18 protein-coding genes and 3 pseudogenes are annotated in these 15,756 nt (G+C 69.7%); 9 read left to right on the top strand and 12 right to left on the bottom strand.

All coding sequences use genetic code 11. The features are described from left to right. The gene (locus ACFYW8_RS38335; protein ID WP_389089823.1) at positions 1–1,353 is read left to right on the top strand and encodes a tetratricopeptide repeat protein; all 1,353 of its coding nucleotides are present in this window, start codon (positions 1–3) and stop codon (positions 1,351–1,353) included. 819 nt (positions 1,354–2,172) lie between these two features. On the opposite strand, the pseudogene ACFYW8_RS38330 reads toward ACFYW8_RS38335, so the two are convergent. Beyond that, positions 2,173–3,084: pseudogene (locus ACFYW8_RS38330) on the bottom strand (NAD(P)/FAD-dependent oxidoreductase); the annotation flags it as partial. A gap of 371 nt (positions 3,085–3,455) precedes the next feature. Between ACFYW8_RS38330 and ACFYW8_RS38325 the strand changes: the two are divergent. Next, positions 3,456–4,325, top strand: coding sequence for a UbiA family prenyltransferase (locus tag ACFYW8_RS38325; protein ID WP_389089821.1), 870 nt, complete (start codon positions 3,456–3,458; stop codon positions 4,323–4,325). A 343-nt stretch (positions 4,326–4,668) separates the two neighbouring features. Here ACFYW8_RS38325 and ACFYW8_RS38320 read toward each other — a convergent pair whose 3' ends face one another. Beyond that, positions 4,669–5,532, bottom strand: a complete 864-nt coding sequence (locus ACFYW8_RS38320; RefSeq protein WP_389089818.1) for a ribonuclease BN — start codon at positions 5,530–5,532, stop codon at positions 4,669–4,671. A 64-nt stretch (positions 5,533–5,596) separates the two neighbouring features. On the opposite strand from ACFYW8_RS38320, the pseudogene ACFYW8_RS38315 reads away from it, so the two are divergent. Then, positions 5,597–5,716 (top strand): annotated as a pseudogene (locus tag ACFYW8_RS38315) (acyl-CoA desaturase); the annotation flags it as partial. 170 nt (positions 5,717–5,886) lie between these two features. Here the strand turns inward: ACFYW8_RS38315 and ACFYW8_RS38310 are convergent. From ACFYW8_RS38310 to ACFYW8_RS38290, 5 genes are all read right to left on the bottom strand, one after another. Continuing rightward, positions 5,887–6,300 carry a hypothetical protein gene (locus tag ACFYW8_RS38310; RefSeq protein WP_389089815.1) on the bottom strand — a complete coding sequence of 138 codons (414 nt, stop codon included), beginning with the start codon at positions 6,298–6,300 and terminating at the stop codon, positions 5,887–5,889. After that, complete coding sequence (locus tag ACFYW8_RS38305; RefSeq protein WP_389089812.1) at positions 6,300–6,923, bottom strand: hypothetical protein; 624 nt, start codon at positions 6,921–6,923, stop codon at positions 6,300–6,302. The genes ACFYW8_RS38310 and ACFYW8_RS38305 overlap by 1 nt, the downstream gene beginning before the upstream one ends. Before the next feature lie 133 nt (positions 6,924–7,056). Further along, entirely contained in the window at positions 7,057–7,230 is a 174-nt protein-coding gene (locus ACFYW8_RS38300) for a CsbD family protein (RefSeq protein WP_369243669.1), read from the bottom strand. Positions 7,231–7,291: 61 nt separating this feature from the next. Then, on the bottom strand, positions 7,292–7,474 hold the full coding sequence (locus tag ACFYW8_RS38295; RefSeq protein WP_389089808.1) for a hydrophobic protein: 183 nt from the start codon (positions 7,472–7,474) through the stop codon (positions 7,292–7,294). Positions 7,475–7,590: 116 nt separating this feature from the next. Further along, positions 7,591–7,803 (bottom strand): hypothetical protein, encoded by a 213-nt coding sequence (locus tag ACFYW8_RS38290; protein ID WP_389089805.1) that lies wholly within the window; start codon positions 7,801–7,803, stop codon positions 7,591–7,593. Positions 7,804–8,182: 379 nt separating this feature from the next. Here ACFYW8_RS38290 and ACFYW8_RS38285 point away from each other — a divergent pair, with 379 nt between their 5' ends. From ACFYW8_RS38285 to ACFYW8_RS38270, 4 genes are all read left to right on the top strand, one after another. Next, on the top strand, positions 8,183–8,464 hold the full coding sequence (locus tag ACFYW8_RS38285; RefSeq protein WP_389089802.1) for a hypothetical protein: 282 nt from the start codon (positions 8,183–8,185) through the stop codon (positions 8,462–8,464). An 85-nt stretch (positions 8,465–8,549) separates the two neighbouring features. After that, positions 8,550–8,951, top strand: a complete 402-nt coding sequence (locus tag ACFYW8_RS38280) for an ANTAR domain-containing protein (protein ID WP_389089799.1) — start codon at positions 8,550–8,552, stop codon at positions 8,949–8,951. Further along, entirely contained in the window at positions 8,948–9,304 is a 357-nt protein-coding gene (locus ACFYW8_RS38275) for a PRC-barrel domain-containing protein (RefSeq protein ID WP_389089796.1), read from the top strand. The genes ACFYW8_RS38280 and ACFYW8_RS38275 overlap by 4 nt, the downstream gene beginning before the upstream one ends. A 140-nt stretch (positions 9,305–9,444) precedes the next feature. Then, on the top strand, positions 9,445–9,732 hold the full coding sequence (locus ACFYW8_RS38270) for an ANTAR domain-containing protein (protein WP_389089794.1): 288 nt from the start codon (positions 9,445–9,447) through the stop codon (positions 9,730–9,732). A gap of 270 nt (positions 9,733–10,002) precedes the next feature. On the opposite strand, the gene ACFYW8_RS38265 is transcribed toward ACFYW8_RS38270, so the two are convergent. Then, on the bottom strand, positions 10,003–10,515 hold the full coding sequence (locus ACFYW8_RS38265) for a hypothetical protein (protein ID WP_389089792.1): 513 nt from the start codon (positions 10,513–10,515) through the stop codon (positions 10,003–10,005). A gap of 457 nt (positions 10,516–10,972) precedes the next feature. Here ACFYW8_RS38265 and ACFYW8_RS38260 point away from each other — a divergent pair, with 457 nt between their 5' ends. Further along, complete coding sequence (locus ACFYW8_RS38260; RefSeq protein WP_389089791.1) at positions 10,973–11,806, top strand: DUF1206 domain-containing protein; 834 nt, start codon at positions 10,973–10,975, stop codon at positions 11,804–11,806. A 73-nt stretch (positions 11,807–11,879) separates the two neighbouring features. Here ACFYW8_RS38260 and ACFYW8_RS38255 read toward each other — a convergent pair whose 3' ends face one another. The 4 genes from ACFYW8_RS38255 to ACFYW8_RS38240 all read right to left on the bottom strand — a co-directional run bounded on the left by ACFYW8_RS38255 (position 11,880) and on the right by ACFYW8_RS38240 (position 14,519). After that, positions 11,880–12,596, bottom strand: coding sequence for a GAF and ANTAR domain-containing protein (locus tag ACFYW8_RS38255; protein ID WP_389089788.1), 717 nt, complete (start codon positions 12,594–12,596; stop codon positions 11,880–11,882). An 80-nt stretch (positions 12,597–12,676) separates the two neighbouring features. Beyond that, on the bottom strand, positions 12,677–13,438 hold the full coding sequence (locus tag ACFYW8_RS38250) for an ANTAR domain-containing protein (RefSeq protein WP_389089785.1): 762 nt from the start codon (positions 13,436–13,438) through the stop codon (positions 12,677–12,679). Beyond that, positions 13,435–14,013 (bottom strand): hypothetical protein, encoded by a 579-nt coding sequence (locus ACFYW8_RS38245; protein WP_389089782.1) that lies wholly within the window; start codon positions 14,011–14,013, stop codon positions 13,435–13,437. The genes ACFYW8_RS38250 and ACFYW8_RS38245 overlap by 4 nt, the downstream gene beginning before the upstream one ends. A gap of 80 nt (positions 14,014–14,093) precedes the next feature. After that, the gene (locus tag ACFYW8_RS38240) at positions 14,094–14,519 is read right to left on the bottom strand and encodes an STAS domain-containing protein (RefSeq protein WP_389089780.1); all 426 of its coding nucleotides are present in this window, start codon (positions 14,517–14,519) and stop codon (positions 14,094–14,096) included. Between the two features lie 495 nt (positions 14,520–15,014). Here ACFYW8_RS38240 and ACFYW8_RS38235 point away from each other — a divergent pair. Then, positions 15,015–15,431: pseudogene (locus tag ACFYW8_RS38235) on the top strand (Asp23/Gls24 family envelope stress response protein); the annotation flags it as partial. Positions 15,432–15,756: the final 325 nt, after the last annotated feature.

Below are 15,756 nucleotides of genomic sequence, written 5' to 3'. Positions count from 1 at the left end.
ATGGCCTTCCGCCGACGCCCGAAGCGCCGACGTCTTCTGCTGTCCGCCGCTGTGGCCGGCGTCCTCGGTGTGGCGATGTTCCTTGCCGGAGGGCTGGGCCTGCCTCCCTGGCCCGCGGCGCCCGCCGGTACCAGCGCCGCCGCGCCCGTCGAAGCGGGGAGCCCGCGAGCCGGAGGCGACCCGCTCGCCGCGGACATCACCCGGCTCCAGGCCAAGGTGCAAGCGACGCCACGGGACGAGGTCGCACTGGCCACCCTCGGACTCGACTACGTCCAGCAGGCCAAGAGCACCGCCGACCCGGCGTACTACCCCAAGGCCGAAGCGGTCCTCAAGCGCTCGCTGGCCTTTGGCACCGGCGACAACTTCACCGCGATGGGCGGCATGGCCGCCCTGGAGGCCGGCCGCCACCACTTCACCCAGGCGCTGGACTGGTCCCGCAAAGCCGTCGCCGTCAACCCGTACAACTCCTCCCTGTACGGAACCCTTGCCGACGCCTACACCCAGCTCGGCCGCTACTCCGAGGCGGCCGACGCCGTCCAGCGGATGGTCGACCTCCGCCCCGGATCGCCGTCCCTGTCCCGGGCCTCCTACGTCGCGGAACTCAGCGGCGACATCACCACCGCCCGCACCGACATGCGCCGGGCCCTCAATGACGCCGCCGGCCCCGCCGACGCGGCCTTCGCGCACTACTACCTCGGCGAACTCGCCTTCAACAACGGCGACCCGGCCACCGAACTCACCGAAGCCGAAGCGGGCCTGACCACCGCCCCCGGCTACACCCCCCTGCTCCAGGCCAAGGCACAGGCCGAAGCCGCCCTCGGAAACACCGATGCGGCACTCGCCGACCTCACCCGGGCCGTACAACGGCTGCCCCAGCCCGAATACGTCCTCCAACTCGGCGAGCTCTACCAGTCCCTCGGCCGCGACCGGGAAGCCGCCCAGCAGTACCAGGTCTTCCGCGCCGAGCAGAAACTCTTCACCAGCAACGGAGTCGCCCCCGACTCCGACGCGGCCCTGTTCGAAGCCGACCACGGCGACCCCGGACGCGCCCTGGCCATCGCCCGGCAGGGCCTGAAAACCCGGCCGTTCATGGACACCCACGACGCCCTGGCCTGGGCACTTCACGCCAACGGCCAGGACCGTGAAGCCCTAATCGAATCCGACCAAGCCCTCGCCCAGGGCACCCGCAACGCCCTCTTCCACTACCACCGGGCAGTTATCGAGCAAGCACTCGGCGACCAGAACGCCGCACGCGACGACCTCACCGAGGCGCTGGCCATCAACCCGCACTTCAGCCCCCTCCTCGCCCCCAAGGCCCGAACGGCTCTGACCGCCCTGAGCAGGTCTGCGTAGGAGACCACGCAGATAGGCATGGAGGGGAACCCTGTCGCGAACAAGCACAGGCCGGGACGGCCAGGAAGGTGCAGAGGCCCGTGGCTTGGTCAGATCGCTGGAGCAGCCGTCGGGGAGTGAGTTGCGGCGGAGGCGAGAGCCCATGGTGCCGAGTTCCGGGTTCGGTCCAATCGCCGCAGTGTTGGGCGGGCGACTGCCTGCACGCCGTCGTACAGAGTGGTTCCGGCGAACAGGCTCTGCAAATCTCCGATGCCACCAGGGGGTAATGCGTGCATCCCAGCATCACGGAGTCGGCATCTTTTTTTTGGGGGGTTCGCTCGGCGGGATCGGCGATCGCGAAGTCCGCGAGCAGGCGGTCCTGGTAGGCACTCGACGAGGTCCGGACGGTTGCCCGCATGGCGATGCCTTGGCCGGTTGCTGCGGCTGGCTACATGGCGGGCACGGCTCCGATCAATGACCTGACCTGCGAGTGGGGTGTTGGAGCGTCAACTTCAGTACGACGGACGGAATCCGCCGCTGGTGAGTTCGGTGCCTGAGCGGTCTGTGGTGGTTGGCGTGTCGATTACCTGCCCTGATCTATCGGTGCGCTGTCGGTGTGAGCCACCGCAGGCGACCGATCCGATGACCGGAACGGTTGATTCGGGACGCTGTCAGGACGCGGGGACCGGGAAGTACTGATGAGGGGACCAAGGAAACGGCCCCAAGTGGAGACGGCCCCGAGGAACCACTCGATCCTCTGGCGCGGTGACCCACCTCGGACGCTGAGGAGGGTGCACACGGTTCGTTTCGCGTGCTTTCGGCAGGGGGAGGGGCGGGCCGCTACTGCAGTGCGTGGACCGCGGCCGAGAACAGCAGGGGCATCCGGGAGGCTGCGGGAGCGATGAGGCGGGCGGTGCCAGGACGGCGACTCGCGGCCAGCAGGGCCCCGGTCAGCAGGCGGTGGCGTCGGGTCAGCCGGGTCCAGGCGCGCTCGTACTCGTCCGGTCGCCCGGCGGCCAGGCAGCGGACGGCGGCCCCGGAGGTCGTCAGGGCGAGGGCGATGCCCTCGCCGGTGAGGGCGTCCAGGCAGCCCGCGGCATCGCCGACGAGCAGGACCCGGCCGACGGTTCTGCGCCGCACCCGTTGCAGCAGCGGTCCGGCGCCCCGTACCTCCGTCGCGGCCGGGCCGCGCAGCGACGCGGTGAGGGCCGGGAAGGCGGCCAGGTGCTCGTCGTACCCGCGGCGGCTGCGGCTGAGGACCGCGACGCCCACCAGGTCGTCGCCGACCGGTGTCACGTAGGCCTCGCCGTGCCGGGACCAGTGGACCTCCACGAAGTCCGTCCAGGGTTCGACGCGGTAGTGCCGGCGCAGTCCGTAGCGGCCGTGGGAGATGCCCGGCAACTCCAGCCCCAGGCCGCGGCGCACCGGGGAGTGCAGGCCGTCCGCGGCAATCAGCCAACGGGCCGTGGTTCCGGCGGCGGTGACCGTGTCCGCGTTCTGGTGTACCTCGCCGACCTTGCCCGGCAGCATGCGCACGCCGACGTCGAGAGCGCGCTGGTGCAGTGCGGAGTGCAGCGTCGTACGGCGGATCCCCAGCCCGCTGTGGTCGCGGAAGGACGCTTCGGCGCGGGTGGCGCCGTCCACGTAGCGGATGCCGCGCAGTTCGCGGCCGGTGACCTCGACGCCCAGTGCCCGCAGCGCGGCGACACCGCCCGGCATGACGCCTTCTCCGCAGGCCTTGTCCACGGGCGCGATGAAGACGTCGTTGGAGGCGCCGAATCCGTCCAGTTCCCCCGTACCGTTCGAGCGGCAGCGTCATGTGGCGCGAGCTGACCCTCGCGCTGCGGTGCAGCCGGTCCAGGACCCGGCGGTCGGTACCCTCGGGCAGGCAGGTGCGAGCCACCATGTCGGTGATCTCGGACTGGGTGCGACGGTGCGGTGCGAGAGCACCGTGAACTGCGGCGATCCGCGTCATGTGGTTCCCGTCCGGTTACCAACTCGGGTGAGTTGCTCTGCACGTGTTCCCCGGACCGGGACTTCGACACCATGGATCGCCCGTCCAGCCGTTCGCCCCGGAGTGCGCGTGCTTCAGCCGGGTGGGCAGGGCGCCTACGATCGGCCGGGTGGGCACTCCTGAGCAGTCGACGACCGGCGGCCCCGAGGCGAGTTGGGCCGGCCGGGTGGGTGGACTCGCCGGGTCGTGCCACCCCGGACCTGTCGTGGCGGTCACCACCCTGATGGCCGCTCTCGCCGTCACCGCCGGCCAGAGCGCCGCGCGTTGTGTGCTGACCGCCGCCGCCGTTCTGACCGGGCAGTTGTCCGTCGGCTGGTGCAACGACGCGGTCGACGCGCGCCGGGACATCGCCGTCGGCCGCCGGGGCAAACCCGTCGTCGACGGCACGGTCGGTGTGTCGGAGGTGTGGGTGGCCGCGTATGCCGCGCTGGCGCTGTGCGTGCCGTTGTCGTTCGCCTGTGGTCTGTGGGCGGGCGCCGTCCACCTGGCCGGAGTGGCGGCGGCGTGGGCGTACGACCTGCGGCTCAAGGCGACAGCATGGTCCTGGGCGCCGTACGCGGTGGGATTCGCCGCGCTCCCGGCGTTCGTGGCGCTGGGGCTGCCGGGACAGCCGTGGCCGGCCTGGTGGGTCGTCACCGCCGGGGCGCTACTGGGGGTCGGAGCGCATCTGGGCGATGTGCTGCCGGACATCCGCGGGGATCTGGCGACGGGCGTACGGGGATGGCCGCACCGGCTGGGCCCGGACGGCGCGCGACTGCTGCTGCCGGTGCCGCTGGTGACCGCGTCCGCGGTGCTGGCCCTGGGGCCCGCCGGACCACCCGGCAGTTGGGGAGTGGCGGCGCCGGCGGTGGCCGGCCTGGTCGCGGTGGCGGGGACGGTGCTGGGACGCCGCCGGCAGCGGGCGGCGTTCGCGGCAGCCGTTGCCGTGGCGGTGGTGGACGTGGCGTTGCTGCTGCTGCGCGGCACCGGGATCGCCTGACCGTTCCGCCTCGCCGACCGGCGCACACCGGAAGAAACCCGCGAGCGGAGGCGGGAGTTCCCCGATTCCTGCTGCGGTTGCCGTCAGCTCGCGAGTGCCGCTTCCGGTCGTGACCACGCCGCGGTTCGTCTGACCCGCCGGTGCCCGTAGCGAGCAGGACCAGGGCGGCGATGTCGGCGAAGCCCAGTGCGTCGGCCGGCTCCTCCGGGTCCAGCCTGCCCGGCCACGTGGCATGCGTGTCCGGGATTCCGGCGCTGACCGCACCGATCTGCAGAGGGGAGACGCGAAGACCGCGCTCGCTCCGGCTTCCGCGGCGGCGAGCACGGGTCGGCGGGACGGTGCTTCATCGGTCCTCAGGTCGAGCGTCAGCACCGTGCCCCCGCCGTTTCAGTGCACGTGCCACGCGTGGGAGCTCCTCGTGCAGCAGCCGGCCGACCAGGGCACCGCCGAATACGACGAGGCCCACACCGACCAGCCAGGACTGGATGACCAGGACGGTTCCGACGGGGCCGTAGGTGATGGTGTTGGACGCGATCAGCGGCGAGTAGACGAGCAGGGAGAAGACCCTGAGACCGAGCAGCCCGACCATGGTGGCCACCGCTCCGGGCAACAGGGCGTACCAGCGAACCCGCCCGCCGAGCAGTATGCGCTGCGACCACCAGAAGAACAGGACGGCGCTCAGCGATGCGGCGAACGCGCCGGCCAGGGACTCGGGTCGCAGCGTGGTGGTGGCGGAAACGAAGAGGTAGCCGATGAGTACGCCGAGCCACACCACATGGCGCCACCTGGCCCACCAGCGGGCCGGGGGCAGATCCCAGACCTTCTCATAGCCGGACTGCACCGCCACCCCGAAGGCCAGGCCGAAAGCGGCGAGGACGACGATTCCGAACACGGTCGTGGTCCGCAGAGCCTGACCGGGGCGGGTGAACAGCTGCTCCACACGTTCTCTGGAGGCCGTCGACACGCCGAGTCCTTCCCCCAGCCACTGCGCGAACCCCCGCCCATGCTCTGGATCGGCCGAGGAGACAATGATCAGCAGCGGCACCAGAGTGATGAACCCGAGCGCCGCGAAGCCCAGCGAACGCTGCACCAACTCCAGATCGCTGCTCCGCCGCCATCCGCGTCCGACTGGTGAATGGCTGATCACGCGGCTCAGGCGTTCGAACAGAGAGGAACGGCCCGCAGCACCCGAAGTCTTCATCGGCATGCCTCTCGACTACCACGGTCGGCACCGGCGCCCCGAGAGGGCGCGACGCACAGCCTCCCCAACGGCTCAGGAGATCGAGCATCATGCCTTCCCGGACTTGCCCAGCAACCGCTGCGCCGGGATCGCGCCGCAGGCACGCGAACTCTGTGAGAAGCACGCCATCCTGTACGTCACGGGCCCGTTGTGGTGGTAGTACGCCTCCACCCGGCGACGCATCCTGCGCTTCACCGTACCGACCGGCTGAACGCGGAACACAGCCGCCGCGGTCCGACCGGTGTGATGTGCGTACCGGATTTCTGCGGCGGCTGTGCTTCCTGCGGGGAGGACGGAGTGGAGTCACTGACCGGCAGGCGCCTACATGTGCAGCAGTCGTTCGGTGATCTCCCGGTACTGCCTGAGCGCGAGCCGTAGTCCCTCGGTCTGCGCATCAGTGTCCTGCCAGCCTGCGCGCAGGACTTGGCGGCGTTCTGTGAGGCTGTTGGTGAACTGGGTGGCGGCCTCGTCGAAGGCGGTGTCGGCCTCCTCCACTGCCTGGCGCGGGCTGTCGACGAAGGTGTGAAGGGCCTGCTGGAGACGCAGGGTGAGTTTGTCCCGGTCGCCCTGCGGGAACAGCTCCGGGCCGGGCCTGTGATCGGGGCTGTCGGTCTTGGCGCCGGGCTCACGCAGTGTGCGACCGGGTTCGGTGCGGAGTGGCTGCGGGGCGGGCTGCGTCGTGGGATCCACGGCCTCGGGCCGGGGTTGCCGTGCGTGTTCGGCGTTGTGCGACATCACGTGCTGCTTCCCTTCGGGTGGCGTCGGTTCAGTGCCCACGGGGCGTGGCCGTTGCCGTCGGGGGACGGCGGACGGTGCTGGTCGACGTCGCCGACCTGTTCGGTGACCAGCGTCTCGAAGAGGACTCGGGCCTCGATCATGGCCTCCCGCATTTCCTCGGTGTCGCCCTGGCCGTGTGCCGCTGTGTGCACGCTGCGGTAGCCGTGGACATGGGTGGCGTGGTGGACGGAGAGGGCGGCGGTCTGGTCGTCGAACTGCTCGCCGTCGGGGAAGCCACGATCCCTCGCCAGGCCGGCAAGGAGCGCGTCGGCCGCGGTGACGGCCTTCTGCGGTGATTCGACGAACTGTTCCTGGATGTCGGCCCACTGGGCCCTGTACCGCGCGAGGTCCTCAGGCGACAGCGGCTGCTCTTCGAGGGAGCCGTGCTGCTTGACGCGCTCGCCGAGTTCCTGCTCGGCCGCTTTGGTGTCGCCGTCGTGGACGGCGACGGCACGGTCGTACTCGGGTCCGAAGCGGTGCTTCAGCCCGCGCCCACCGTCGGCATGGATGCGTCCACGTCCGACGATGAGGATGGCGACCGCCGCGATGACGATCACGGCGATGATCACGGTGGTGAGCATGGCGGCCTTCTCTGGCTCTCGGCTCGTAAGCAGCTTTGCTGCATTGCTGTTCCCGTCAATTCCTTTGGGCTGATTCCGCGTTGGCCTCCGGGTGGTGTCCACGCGATCTGGGCGTCACCCGGGGCTGCGCTGGTCAGTGCCTGAAAGCGTCCTTGGCCTTGTCGCCGGACTGTTTCAGGTTTCCGGAGATCTGGTCGGTCCTGCCTTCGCGCTGCAGCCGCCTGTTGCGGGTGGTCCGGCCTATGCGTTCGGTGACCCGGCCTTTGAACGCCTGGGTCTTGTGCTTGATCGTCTGTCCGACGCTCATGGCTGTCCTCTGCTCATTCGATGGATGGGCTTCCGCGGGTGGGAGAGCGCGCTGGTGTGGACTACCCGCGACTGCGGCGGTATCGGCGGCCGCCGCCGTGCACACCGCCGCCGCGCCCGCGCATGGCGAAGCCGGCGATCCAGAGGACCAGGAGGACGGCGGCGACCCACCAGAGGGCCTGCATGGTGAAGCCGAACCCGAACACCACCAGGATCAGCAGAAGGAGAAGAATCCACAGGATCATTGCCGGGCCTCCAGATCGCGGGAAGTTCCTGAGTCCGCGGGGGCTGGGCGAAGCGGCAAGGTGGGATGCGTCGACCGAGTGATCCGGAGTGGCATGGCCCTACGCCGTGCTGTCAGTCAACGCCTGGCGACTTCCCGTGTCAACGCAGTGTCGACACGGGGGAGTTCTACGAGCTGGGCAGAGGCTGCTGGGGCAAAGGGATTCGCGATGAGGGCTTCGGTCGGCTCGGTCGGCGGCGACGGCAGGATGCGGTCCTCCCACCACGACAGGCCCAGCACGGTGGCGAGCAGGACGAAGGGGGCCGAAGCTGGAACGATCAGTACGTACATGTGTATCGCCTGCGATGGGATGCGTGCGACGCGGCGGGCAGTGGATTGTTGCCCGCTTGGAGCGCATCGAGGCCGCGCCGGGATCGCGTGGCGACGGCGATTGCGGGAGCTGCCAGTTGGCGGCGGGGCAGCTTCCGGCGCTGATGCGCGAGGTGCGCCCCCGAAGGAGCGCGAGAGGTGATCGACGCTGCCGGGGGCCGGGGCCGTACTGCGCACGCTAGCTCTCGCAGCACTCCCTGAACAGACGGCAAGTGGCCATCTGTACCGGGCAGAAGACCGTTACATGGGGCGCTATCGGCAACCTCTGGGCAGGGTTAAGCTGTTCGCACACGCCCCAGCCCCCGGCAGTGATGCCTTGTTCCACTCCGGGAGGCCCGCCGTGTTCGTTCTGCTTCTCATCCTGATCATGGTCCTGTTCGGCCTCGGCTTCCTCAACCCCCTCTGGTGGGTGGCCGCGGCCGTGCTGGTCTTCGGTGCCACCCGCTACGGTCGCGATCGCCGTGGCGGGGGCTGGATCCGTGGCGACGGTTCCGATCTCGGGGAGTACCGGGACCACGAGAGCCGCCGGGATCGTCAGGACCGATGGGACCGCCGCTACAGCCGTCGGCACCGGGCGCGCTGGAGGCGCGAGGACCGTCGGGACCACGAACACCGCGGGTGAACAATGAAGTCGTCCGACATCCCGAAGTTCCGGGACGGCGTCGGCCGCACCGGACGCGCCGAAATCGTCGAGAGAGGCACGTGCCATGCATCGCACAAGCATGCTCCCGAAGGACTGGTGGGATCTGACGGCCGAGACCTTGGCGGAGAACCCGACGGGTCAGGATGTCGTGGCGCTGCGCGCCGAGATCGATCAGCTGCGGCGGGCGCTGGCCGGCCGTGCGGTCATCGATCAGGCCTGCGGCATGGTGATGGTCCTGGCCCCCTGCCGCCAGGGACCGGCCAGGAACCTGCTGGGGGACATCGCACAGCAGTGCAACACCGAACTTCCGGACGTGGCAGCGGCCGTGGTCGCCGCCTGGGAGGGCGAGCCGCTCTCGTGGCGGATGCAGCGGGCACTGCGGCGTGCGCTGCGGCGGCTCTACGCGGAGGACCGGGGGTGCGCCTCGCGACCGACAGATGAGCCGTCCGGAAGGGGAAGGCCGTGATCCATGCAGCCGATGTCCGTGAGTGGCGCGACTGTGACGTCATCGACAGCGAAGGCCACAAGATCGGTGTGCTCGAAGCGGTCTACGTGAACACCACCACCGACGAGCCGGCCATGGCCACGGTACGGACAGGGCTGCCCACGCGGCACAGTCTGCTCTTCGTCCCCATCGAGGACGCGATCGTCGGGCCGGGCTATCTCAAAGTCGGCTATGTCAGAACGCTGGTGAAGCGAGCTCCTTCGATCGGCACCGACGACGTGCTGCCCGCCGGGCAGGAGGAAGCGATCTTCAGGCACTACGGCCTTCCCTACCAGTCCGGCGCAGCTGGCGAGAGGCAACTGGCGCGCCGCTGAACGCCCATGGAAACGAAGACTGCGTTGAGAGGACCGCGTTGCAAGGGCCGCGTTGTGAGGTATGCACCATGCACCAGGTGACTACGCCCCGCGAAGAACAGCCGATGTTGACGGTTGTGCCTTTGGCGGGGGACGCAGCGTTGGCTGTCGAGATTCTCGAACTGCGTGCCGAAAACGAGCAGTTGAGCCGGGCGCTGGAGAGTCGTGCGGTGATCGACCAAGCGCGCGGCATGGTGATGGTCCTGGCACCGTGTTCCAGTGAGCGGGCCTGGGACCTGATGGTGGACATATCGCAGCACTGCAACGTCAAACTCCGGAGCGTGGCCGCGGCCCTGGTCGCCACGACGCAGGACGAGCCGCTCCCGGAGCAGATACAGCGGGAACTGCCCGGAGCGCTGCGGCGCCTGCATGCGACAGAACGCCGGTGACGGCTCACGCGATCACGGGGCGGCACCGGGGGGCTGTGGTCTCACCCCTCCGGTGCCGCCCCGCGATCGCGTGGCGGCCCGTACCGCTGTTCCGGCAGAGGATCGGCGACCTCATCGCCGGAAGAAGCGGAACGGGCAGGACACAAAGCCCCTGGGCGTCGGTGGGCACTCCCCGCTGGGGCGGGGCGTGCCCAGAGGCAGGTATGAACGGCCCGCGGCGTCGGAAGGCTGCATCGGCGTGCCTGTCGACCACCACGGGCAACGAAGGTCTCACGGACTGTCCGACGTCACGCCGCGCACCCCGGGAGAGAAGATCGCCGCCGCTGCCGTGAGGCGCAGCTTCTCCAGCACGTCGATCTGGCCCCGCGCCCGGTCCAGCAGATCCTGCAGCCGGGATTCGTCCAGACGGGGCTCCCCCGCGGCCACGACAAGCAGCGTCCGCCAGATGAGAGTCTTCCCCTCGACTCCCAGCCGTAGGGTCTCGAGCTCGATGAACGTGCTCAGCCCGGAGCGCCGGTACACGACTCCGTTTGGTTTCAGGCGCCCCAGCCGCTCGGCCGCCCAGCCACCGTAGACCTTGTAACGACGTGCGGGGACGCCGAGTGCGTCCATGAGCTCGAGCAGGGTCTGCCGGTCGTGGGCGATCTCGTCGGAGATGCGCTTCAGATCGGTGCCGCGCGCCGAGTGGCGGTGCTGGTGGGCGATGCGCTGCGCGAGCCCGATGCCGAAGGTGGCACCGGCCAAGTGGTCATTCAGGTAGATCCCGAGCTTGTCGCGATGCATCCCGGGCGGCCCCTTTCTCGACTGTCCTCGTCGGTGCGACCGCGGACAGGCGGGCTGTGAGCACCGGCGTCGGATTCCCCGCACCACGACAGCAAACCGCGAGAGAACGGAATCGACGGGGCGAAATGCCGGGAAAGGGCCCGAACGGCTCACGGGTCCAGACACTGGAGGTCTGCATCGGAATCCCTCCGCGCCAGCCCGGCAGAACCTGCCCCAGGCAGCGGACTCGGCGACAACGGCCCTGATACAGCGACAACCACGCGGAGCATCACAGGCGCCGACAGCAGGCCCGAGCCGGGAGTGGTCAGTGCTGCGTCGGCGACGCCCAAGACGATGACCGACAACTCAGCCGGCTCCGCTCCGGCCGCTGCGCGTCACCGCGCGCATCAATTCCCCGGCCCGGGGCACTCAAGAGCGGTGGACGCGTACCGCGCGCCCACGCCATGGGGAGGACATCGTGACCTCGTCCAACACGCAAGGGCGCGGCCGGGCCGCGAAGTCCGCGGCCCGTACCACGCAGAACGAGACGCTGACCGCTGCGGGGCGAGCGGGCTTTGCCGCCCGTGGCATCGTGTATGTACTGATCGGACTGCTGTCCGTCCGCATCGCCGTCGGGAGCGGCAGCGGCCAGGCGGACCGCCAGGGTGCGCTGCGCGAGATCGCGGCGCAGCCCTTCGGGAAAGTGATGCTGTGGGCGTTGGTGGTCGGCTTCGGCGCCATGGCGCTGTGGCGAGCTGCCCGCGCCGTGCTCACCAGGGGGCCCCAACGGAAGGCGAGTTCGCGCGTGCTGGACGGCGGCCGGGCGGTCTTCTACGGCTTCGTCTGCTGGGGCACGGCCACGTATGCCGCCGGAGGCGGCCAGGGTTCCAGTGGCAACGCGAAGTCGCAGGACTGGACCGCATCCGCGCTCAAACTGTCCTACGGCCAGGTACTGGTGGGAGCCGCGGGCTGCCTGCTGATCGGCATCGGCGCGGTACTCGCCGTCCGGGCGGCCATGCGGCGCTTCCTGAAGCAGCTGGACACCGGCAGCATGAGCCACCGTACGCGGCAGATCGTCACCGCGCTGGGCGTGGGCGGAGGCGTGGCGCGTGGCGTGGTGTTCGCCGCAGCCGGGATCTTCATCTTGGTGGCTGCCGTCCGCTTCGACCCGCACGAGGCCAAAGGCATGGACGCGACGCTCCGCAGCTTCGCGCAGACACCGGTGGGGCCATGGCTCCTGGTCGCCGTCGCGATCGGGCTGATCCTCTTCGGCGCCTTCTCCTTCGCCTCGGCCCGCTGGCGCCGCCTGTAACACGGTGACCGAAGCCACTGCCGGAGAGCCCTTTCGGCAGCGTTGGAGGAGGCGACAGCCAGCGCCAGGACGGTCAGGTCACCAGGCCGGGGAGGGGTTCGGAGTCGTCGATGAAGGCGCGGGCCACGTCGGACAGCCGCCGGTTGTGAGCGCGGGCGTAGCCGCGCAGCGTGGTGAAGGCCCGTTCCATGTCGATGTTCTGGCGTTCGGCGAGCTTGCCCTTGGCCTGTTCGATCAGCACGCGGCTGTTCAGCGCCGTTTGCAGCTGCTCGTTGAGGACGGTGCTGCGATGAGTGGAGCGTTGTTGCAGCAGGCTGATGGTGGCGACGTCGGCCAGGGCCTGGGCGACAAGTGTGCCGACCGGGTCGAAGGGGCCGGGGGCGGCGTGGAAGAGGTTCAGGGCGCCGACGGTCTCGTCCCGCAGGCGCATCGGCAGGGCCTGGACGGCTCCGAACCCACTGCGGTGGGCCGCGGTGACGAAGCGCGGCCAGCGGTCGACCTCCCGGGTCAGGTCGGGGACGATCACCTGTGTGCCGGCGCGGTAGGCCTCCAGGCAGGGGCCTTCGTCGTTCTGGAGCTGGAAGAGTTCCAGCAGGCGGACCTGTTCGTCGGAGGCGGCCATCACGCGGAGCTTGCCGTCGCGGTCGGCGAGCAGCACCCCGGCGGCGCTCGCATCGAGCATGCCGACGCAGCGGTCGGTGAGCAGACGCAGGAAATCGATGAGGTCGAAGTCGGCGACCAGGTTGTCCGCCAGTTCGACGAAGGTCTTGGACAGGAGCTGTTGATTCATCATGCACACCCTCGATTGGGACCAGTCCCGCCGGGAGGGAGGCGGGAAGTGCAGCACGTTCGTCGGATGGCACCGGTGCGTCAGGTTTCCTCGTCGGTCCGCGTGGGTTCCGCATACGGAGAGAACCGGAGTCGATGGGCCACCACGTCGGCGGCGACATCGGCGAGCCGACGTCCCCGTATATAGGCGTAGGCACGTAGCCGTACGAAGGCTTCGTCGATGCCGACGCCGAGCTGGACGGTGAGGATGCCGGTGGCCTGGTCGATCTCCGCCCGGTATCCGCCCAGGTCCTCGAAGCCGCGATCCGGCAGTGCGCCGTCGACCGGTGCGCCCGTCTCCTCGATCCGTGCGTCGAGCAGGAGCAGCGTGGCGAGATCGGCGAACGCCAGCGCGTCGGCCAGTTCCTCCGTGCTCAGCACGGTCGGCACGTCGGCGTACAGGTCCAGGACTCCCGGGCTGATCGCCCCCATCTGCAGGGGGAGCGCGAAGACCGCGCGTGCTCCGGCTTCCAGGGCCGCATCCGCGAACACGGGCCAGCGGTCCTGCAGTTGACCGGTCAGCAGATCGGGTGTCAGGACGGCCGAGCCGTGGGTGAAGGCGTCCACGCAGGGTCCCTCGCCGAGGGTGAGCTGGAGTTCTTCCAGTTGTTCGCTGATGGTGTCGGTGCTGCAGAGGGGATGGCTTGCGGTGGTCGTGGACATCGCTGATATGCCGGCCCCGCCGACCGGGAGTGCTGCCACGGCGGCGGTGCACACGTCCAGCACGCCGACCCGGGCACCGCGTCGGGCGGCCTGCTCGGCGACCAGTACCTGGATGCGGGCCGAGCGGCTGTCGGACCTCACTTGGGCCACCGGGTCCAGGCGTCGTGTGCCAGTCTCTCCAGTCTCACCGCGGTCCGTTCCCCGAGGGGGAAGACCAGGGCATGGAACATGGTCGGGCCCGGCCGCCACACTTTTCCGACGTCCCGCCATCCCCAGGAACGGAGCGAGGTGAGGGCCGGGTGGTCGTCCTGATCCACGAGGGTGGCGCCGAGTGACGCCTGGTGGTCGCCCAGCAGCCGCTCCTGCAACCGGCAGGCCACGTCCTGGTCCCGCGGGTGTGGCTGGACCAGGACGCTGGTGATCGCGAAGACGCCGCCGGACGCGGTGAGTTGCTCAATGCTCTGCGGCAGCGCTCCGTCGAACCCGGTCCACCAGAACCCGTCACTGCGCACCGGGAATCCGAAGGCGCATCCGACCAGGTGGTCCGTCTCCGCGATCACCATGGCGAACCCCGGCCGCCGGATGTCGCCGGTGAGACGGTCCAGGAAGTCCTGACGGCTACGACTGCGGTACGCCTCAGCGGCAGACGTCTCGCGCGAGTCGACGTACAGATCTGCCAGCCCCCCGCCCAGGCCCTGCGCCTGCCAGCGGTTCACGCGCCGCAACCGCACCGCGTCCAGGGTGGACGACTCGCCTGCACGGGGTCGGTGCGGCTGCCCCTGCTCCGGCTGGGCTGTCACCGCACATCGCCCGACAGGACAGCCACCAGCGGAACATTCCGGTGCGGCGCAGGCGGAGCGGCCGGGGCAGGGGCGTCCCCGAGAGACGGTGGCACATGCCCGAGCGGAAGGCCGAGAAGCCAGAACCCGGAGCCGGTGAGGTCGAGGATGCGGCCCAGTGCCGATGGCGGGTTGTGGAGTCGCAGGATCCCGCCGGCTTCCGTGGTCTTCTGTGCGGCGTAGAGGAAGGAGTTGAGGCCGCTGCAGTCGCAGAAGGTCACGTGGGTGAGGTCGACATCGATGATGCGGATACCGTCGCTCAAGCACCGTGCCAGTGCCGCGCGCACCAGTGGTGCCGATTCCAGGTCGAGCTCACCGGCCAGGTTGATCAGTGCCCGGTGCCTTCGATCTTGACGGTAGACGGTGAGCTGTGGGAAGTGCATGACGCCTCGGTTCGGAAGACCATCCGGCAGCACACTCGGTGACGCCGGGGTTCCCGGCCCTCTTGGCGCGTTGTCGGCAGGGGCGTACGTTCGGCGGAGGTGGAGCGACGGCCGGTCCGACAGTCCGTGCGACAGGACAGAGGACCCACCCGGTTCTCTCCAGGGATGCGTCGGGTGCCGGTCCCAAGGTCCGTTCCCCGCAGCCATCTGTGTCGTGAAACGACAAGCCGCCGGGGTCCAGGACGCCTGTTCGGCAGCATAGACCTCGCGCGGGTGCTCCAGGTGGTCCGAAGCCGCCCGGTCTCAGAATGCGGACGGTGTCAAAGGCCAATGGCGCTTGCATATCCGGTGCCCTGCGCGGCAGTTGGGGGAGTGGCGCGAAGGCGGCGCCCCGCCAGTCGCTCAGGTGTGGCAGTCCGTTGGCTGCCCGAGGAGGCGGCTTCGCATGACGGAGCCGAACGGTTGAACCCTGCGGAAGCCCGATCCCGAAGATCCCTGCATTGGTGTGGGCACGATGCTTCAGCCCGCACGGACCGGGCTTCAGGAGCCGCCGGAGACCCGGGGCCGGACGGCCACGCGGACGGGGTGGTGGAGAAGATCGCCGGGATCGCCCCACGTGAGGGGAGGTCCCCAGTCACCCGCACTATGGGCGCGGTTACACGACCGGGTCCCAGGCGGCCACGCGAGCGCGGGACGCGGCGTCAAAGTCGAGGTCGGCGAGAAACCGACCGCCATCGACCTCCACGTCGTCGTCGAATACACCTCCACATCGTCGTCGAATACGGGGTCAGCATCCGCGAGGTCGCCGCACAGGCCCGCGAGAACGTGATCGCGGCGGTGGAACGGAAGACGGGCCCGGAAGTCGGCGAGGTGGACATCGCCGTCAACGACCTGCACCTGCCGGACGAGGACACGCCGCAGACCAGCGAGGACCACGTGCACGGCGACGGCACCGCGGCCGTGTCCGTACAGATACCCTGCGATCACGGTCAGCAAGGCGCTGAGGAGCACGGTGAGGATGGTCTGCCGGAGGAACCTCACCAGGGTGTCGTAGAGGGCTGCGGCGGCGTCCTGCGACTGGGCTGCCGGAGGCACCGCGTCCAGACAGATCTGGCGGACCACGGCGAGTGCGATGAGCAGCCCGCACATCATGGCGCCGATGCCGATGCCTGCGGCCATCAGCGCAAGCCGGTGTGAGGGTGCCGCCCAGATGCCCAGCCCGGCGAGCACAACCACC

The organism is Streptomyces sp. NPDC002742 (assembly GCF_042888885.1).
In the GTDB taxonomy this organism is placed as follows: domain Bacteria; phylum Actinomycetota; class Actinomycetes; order Streptomycetales; family Streptomycetaceae; genus Streptomyces.
Note: the sequence above shows the minus strand (reverse complement) of the source record. Positions and strands in the feature narration are given on the sequence as shown.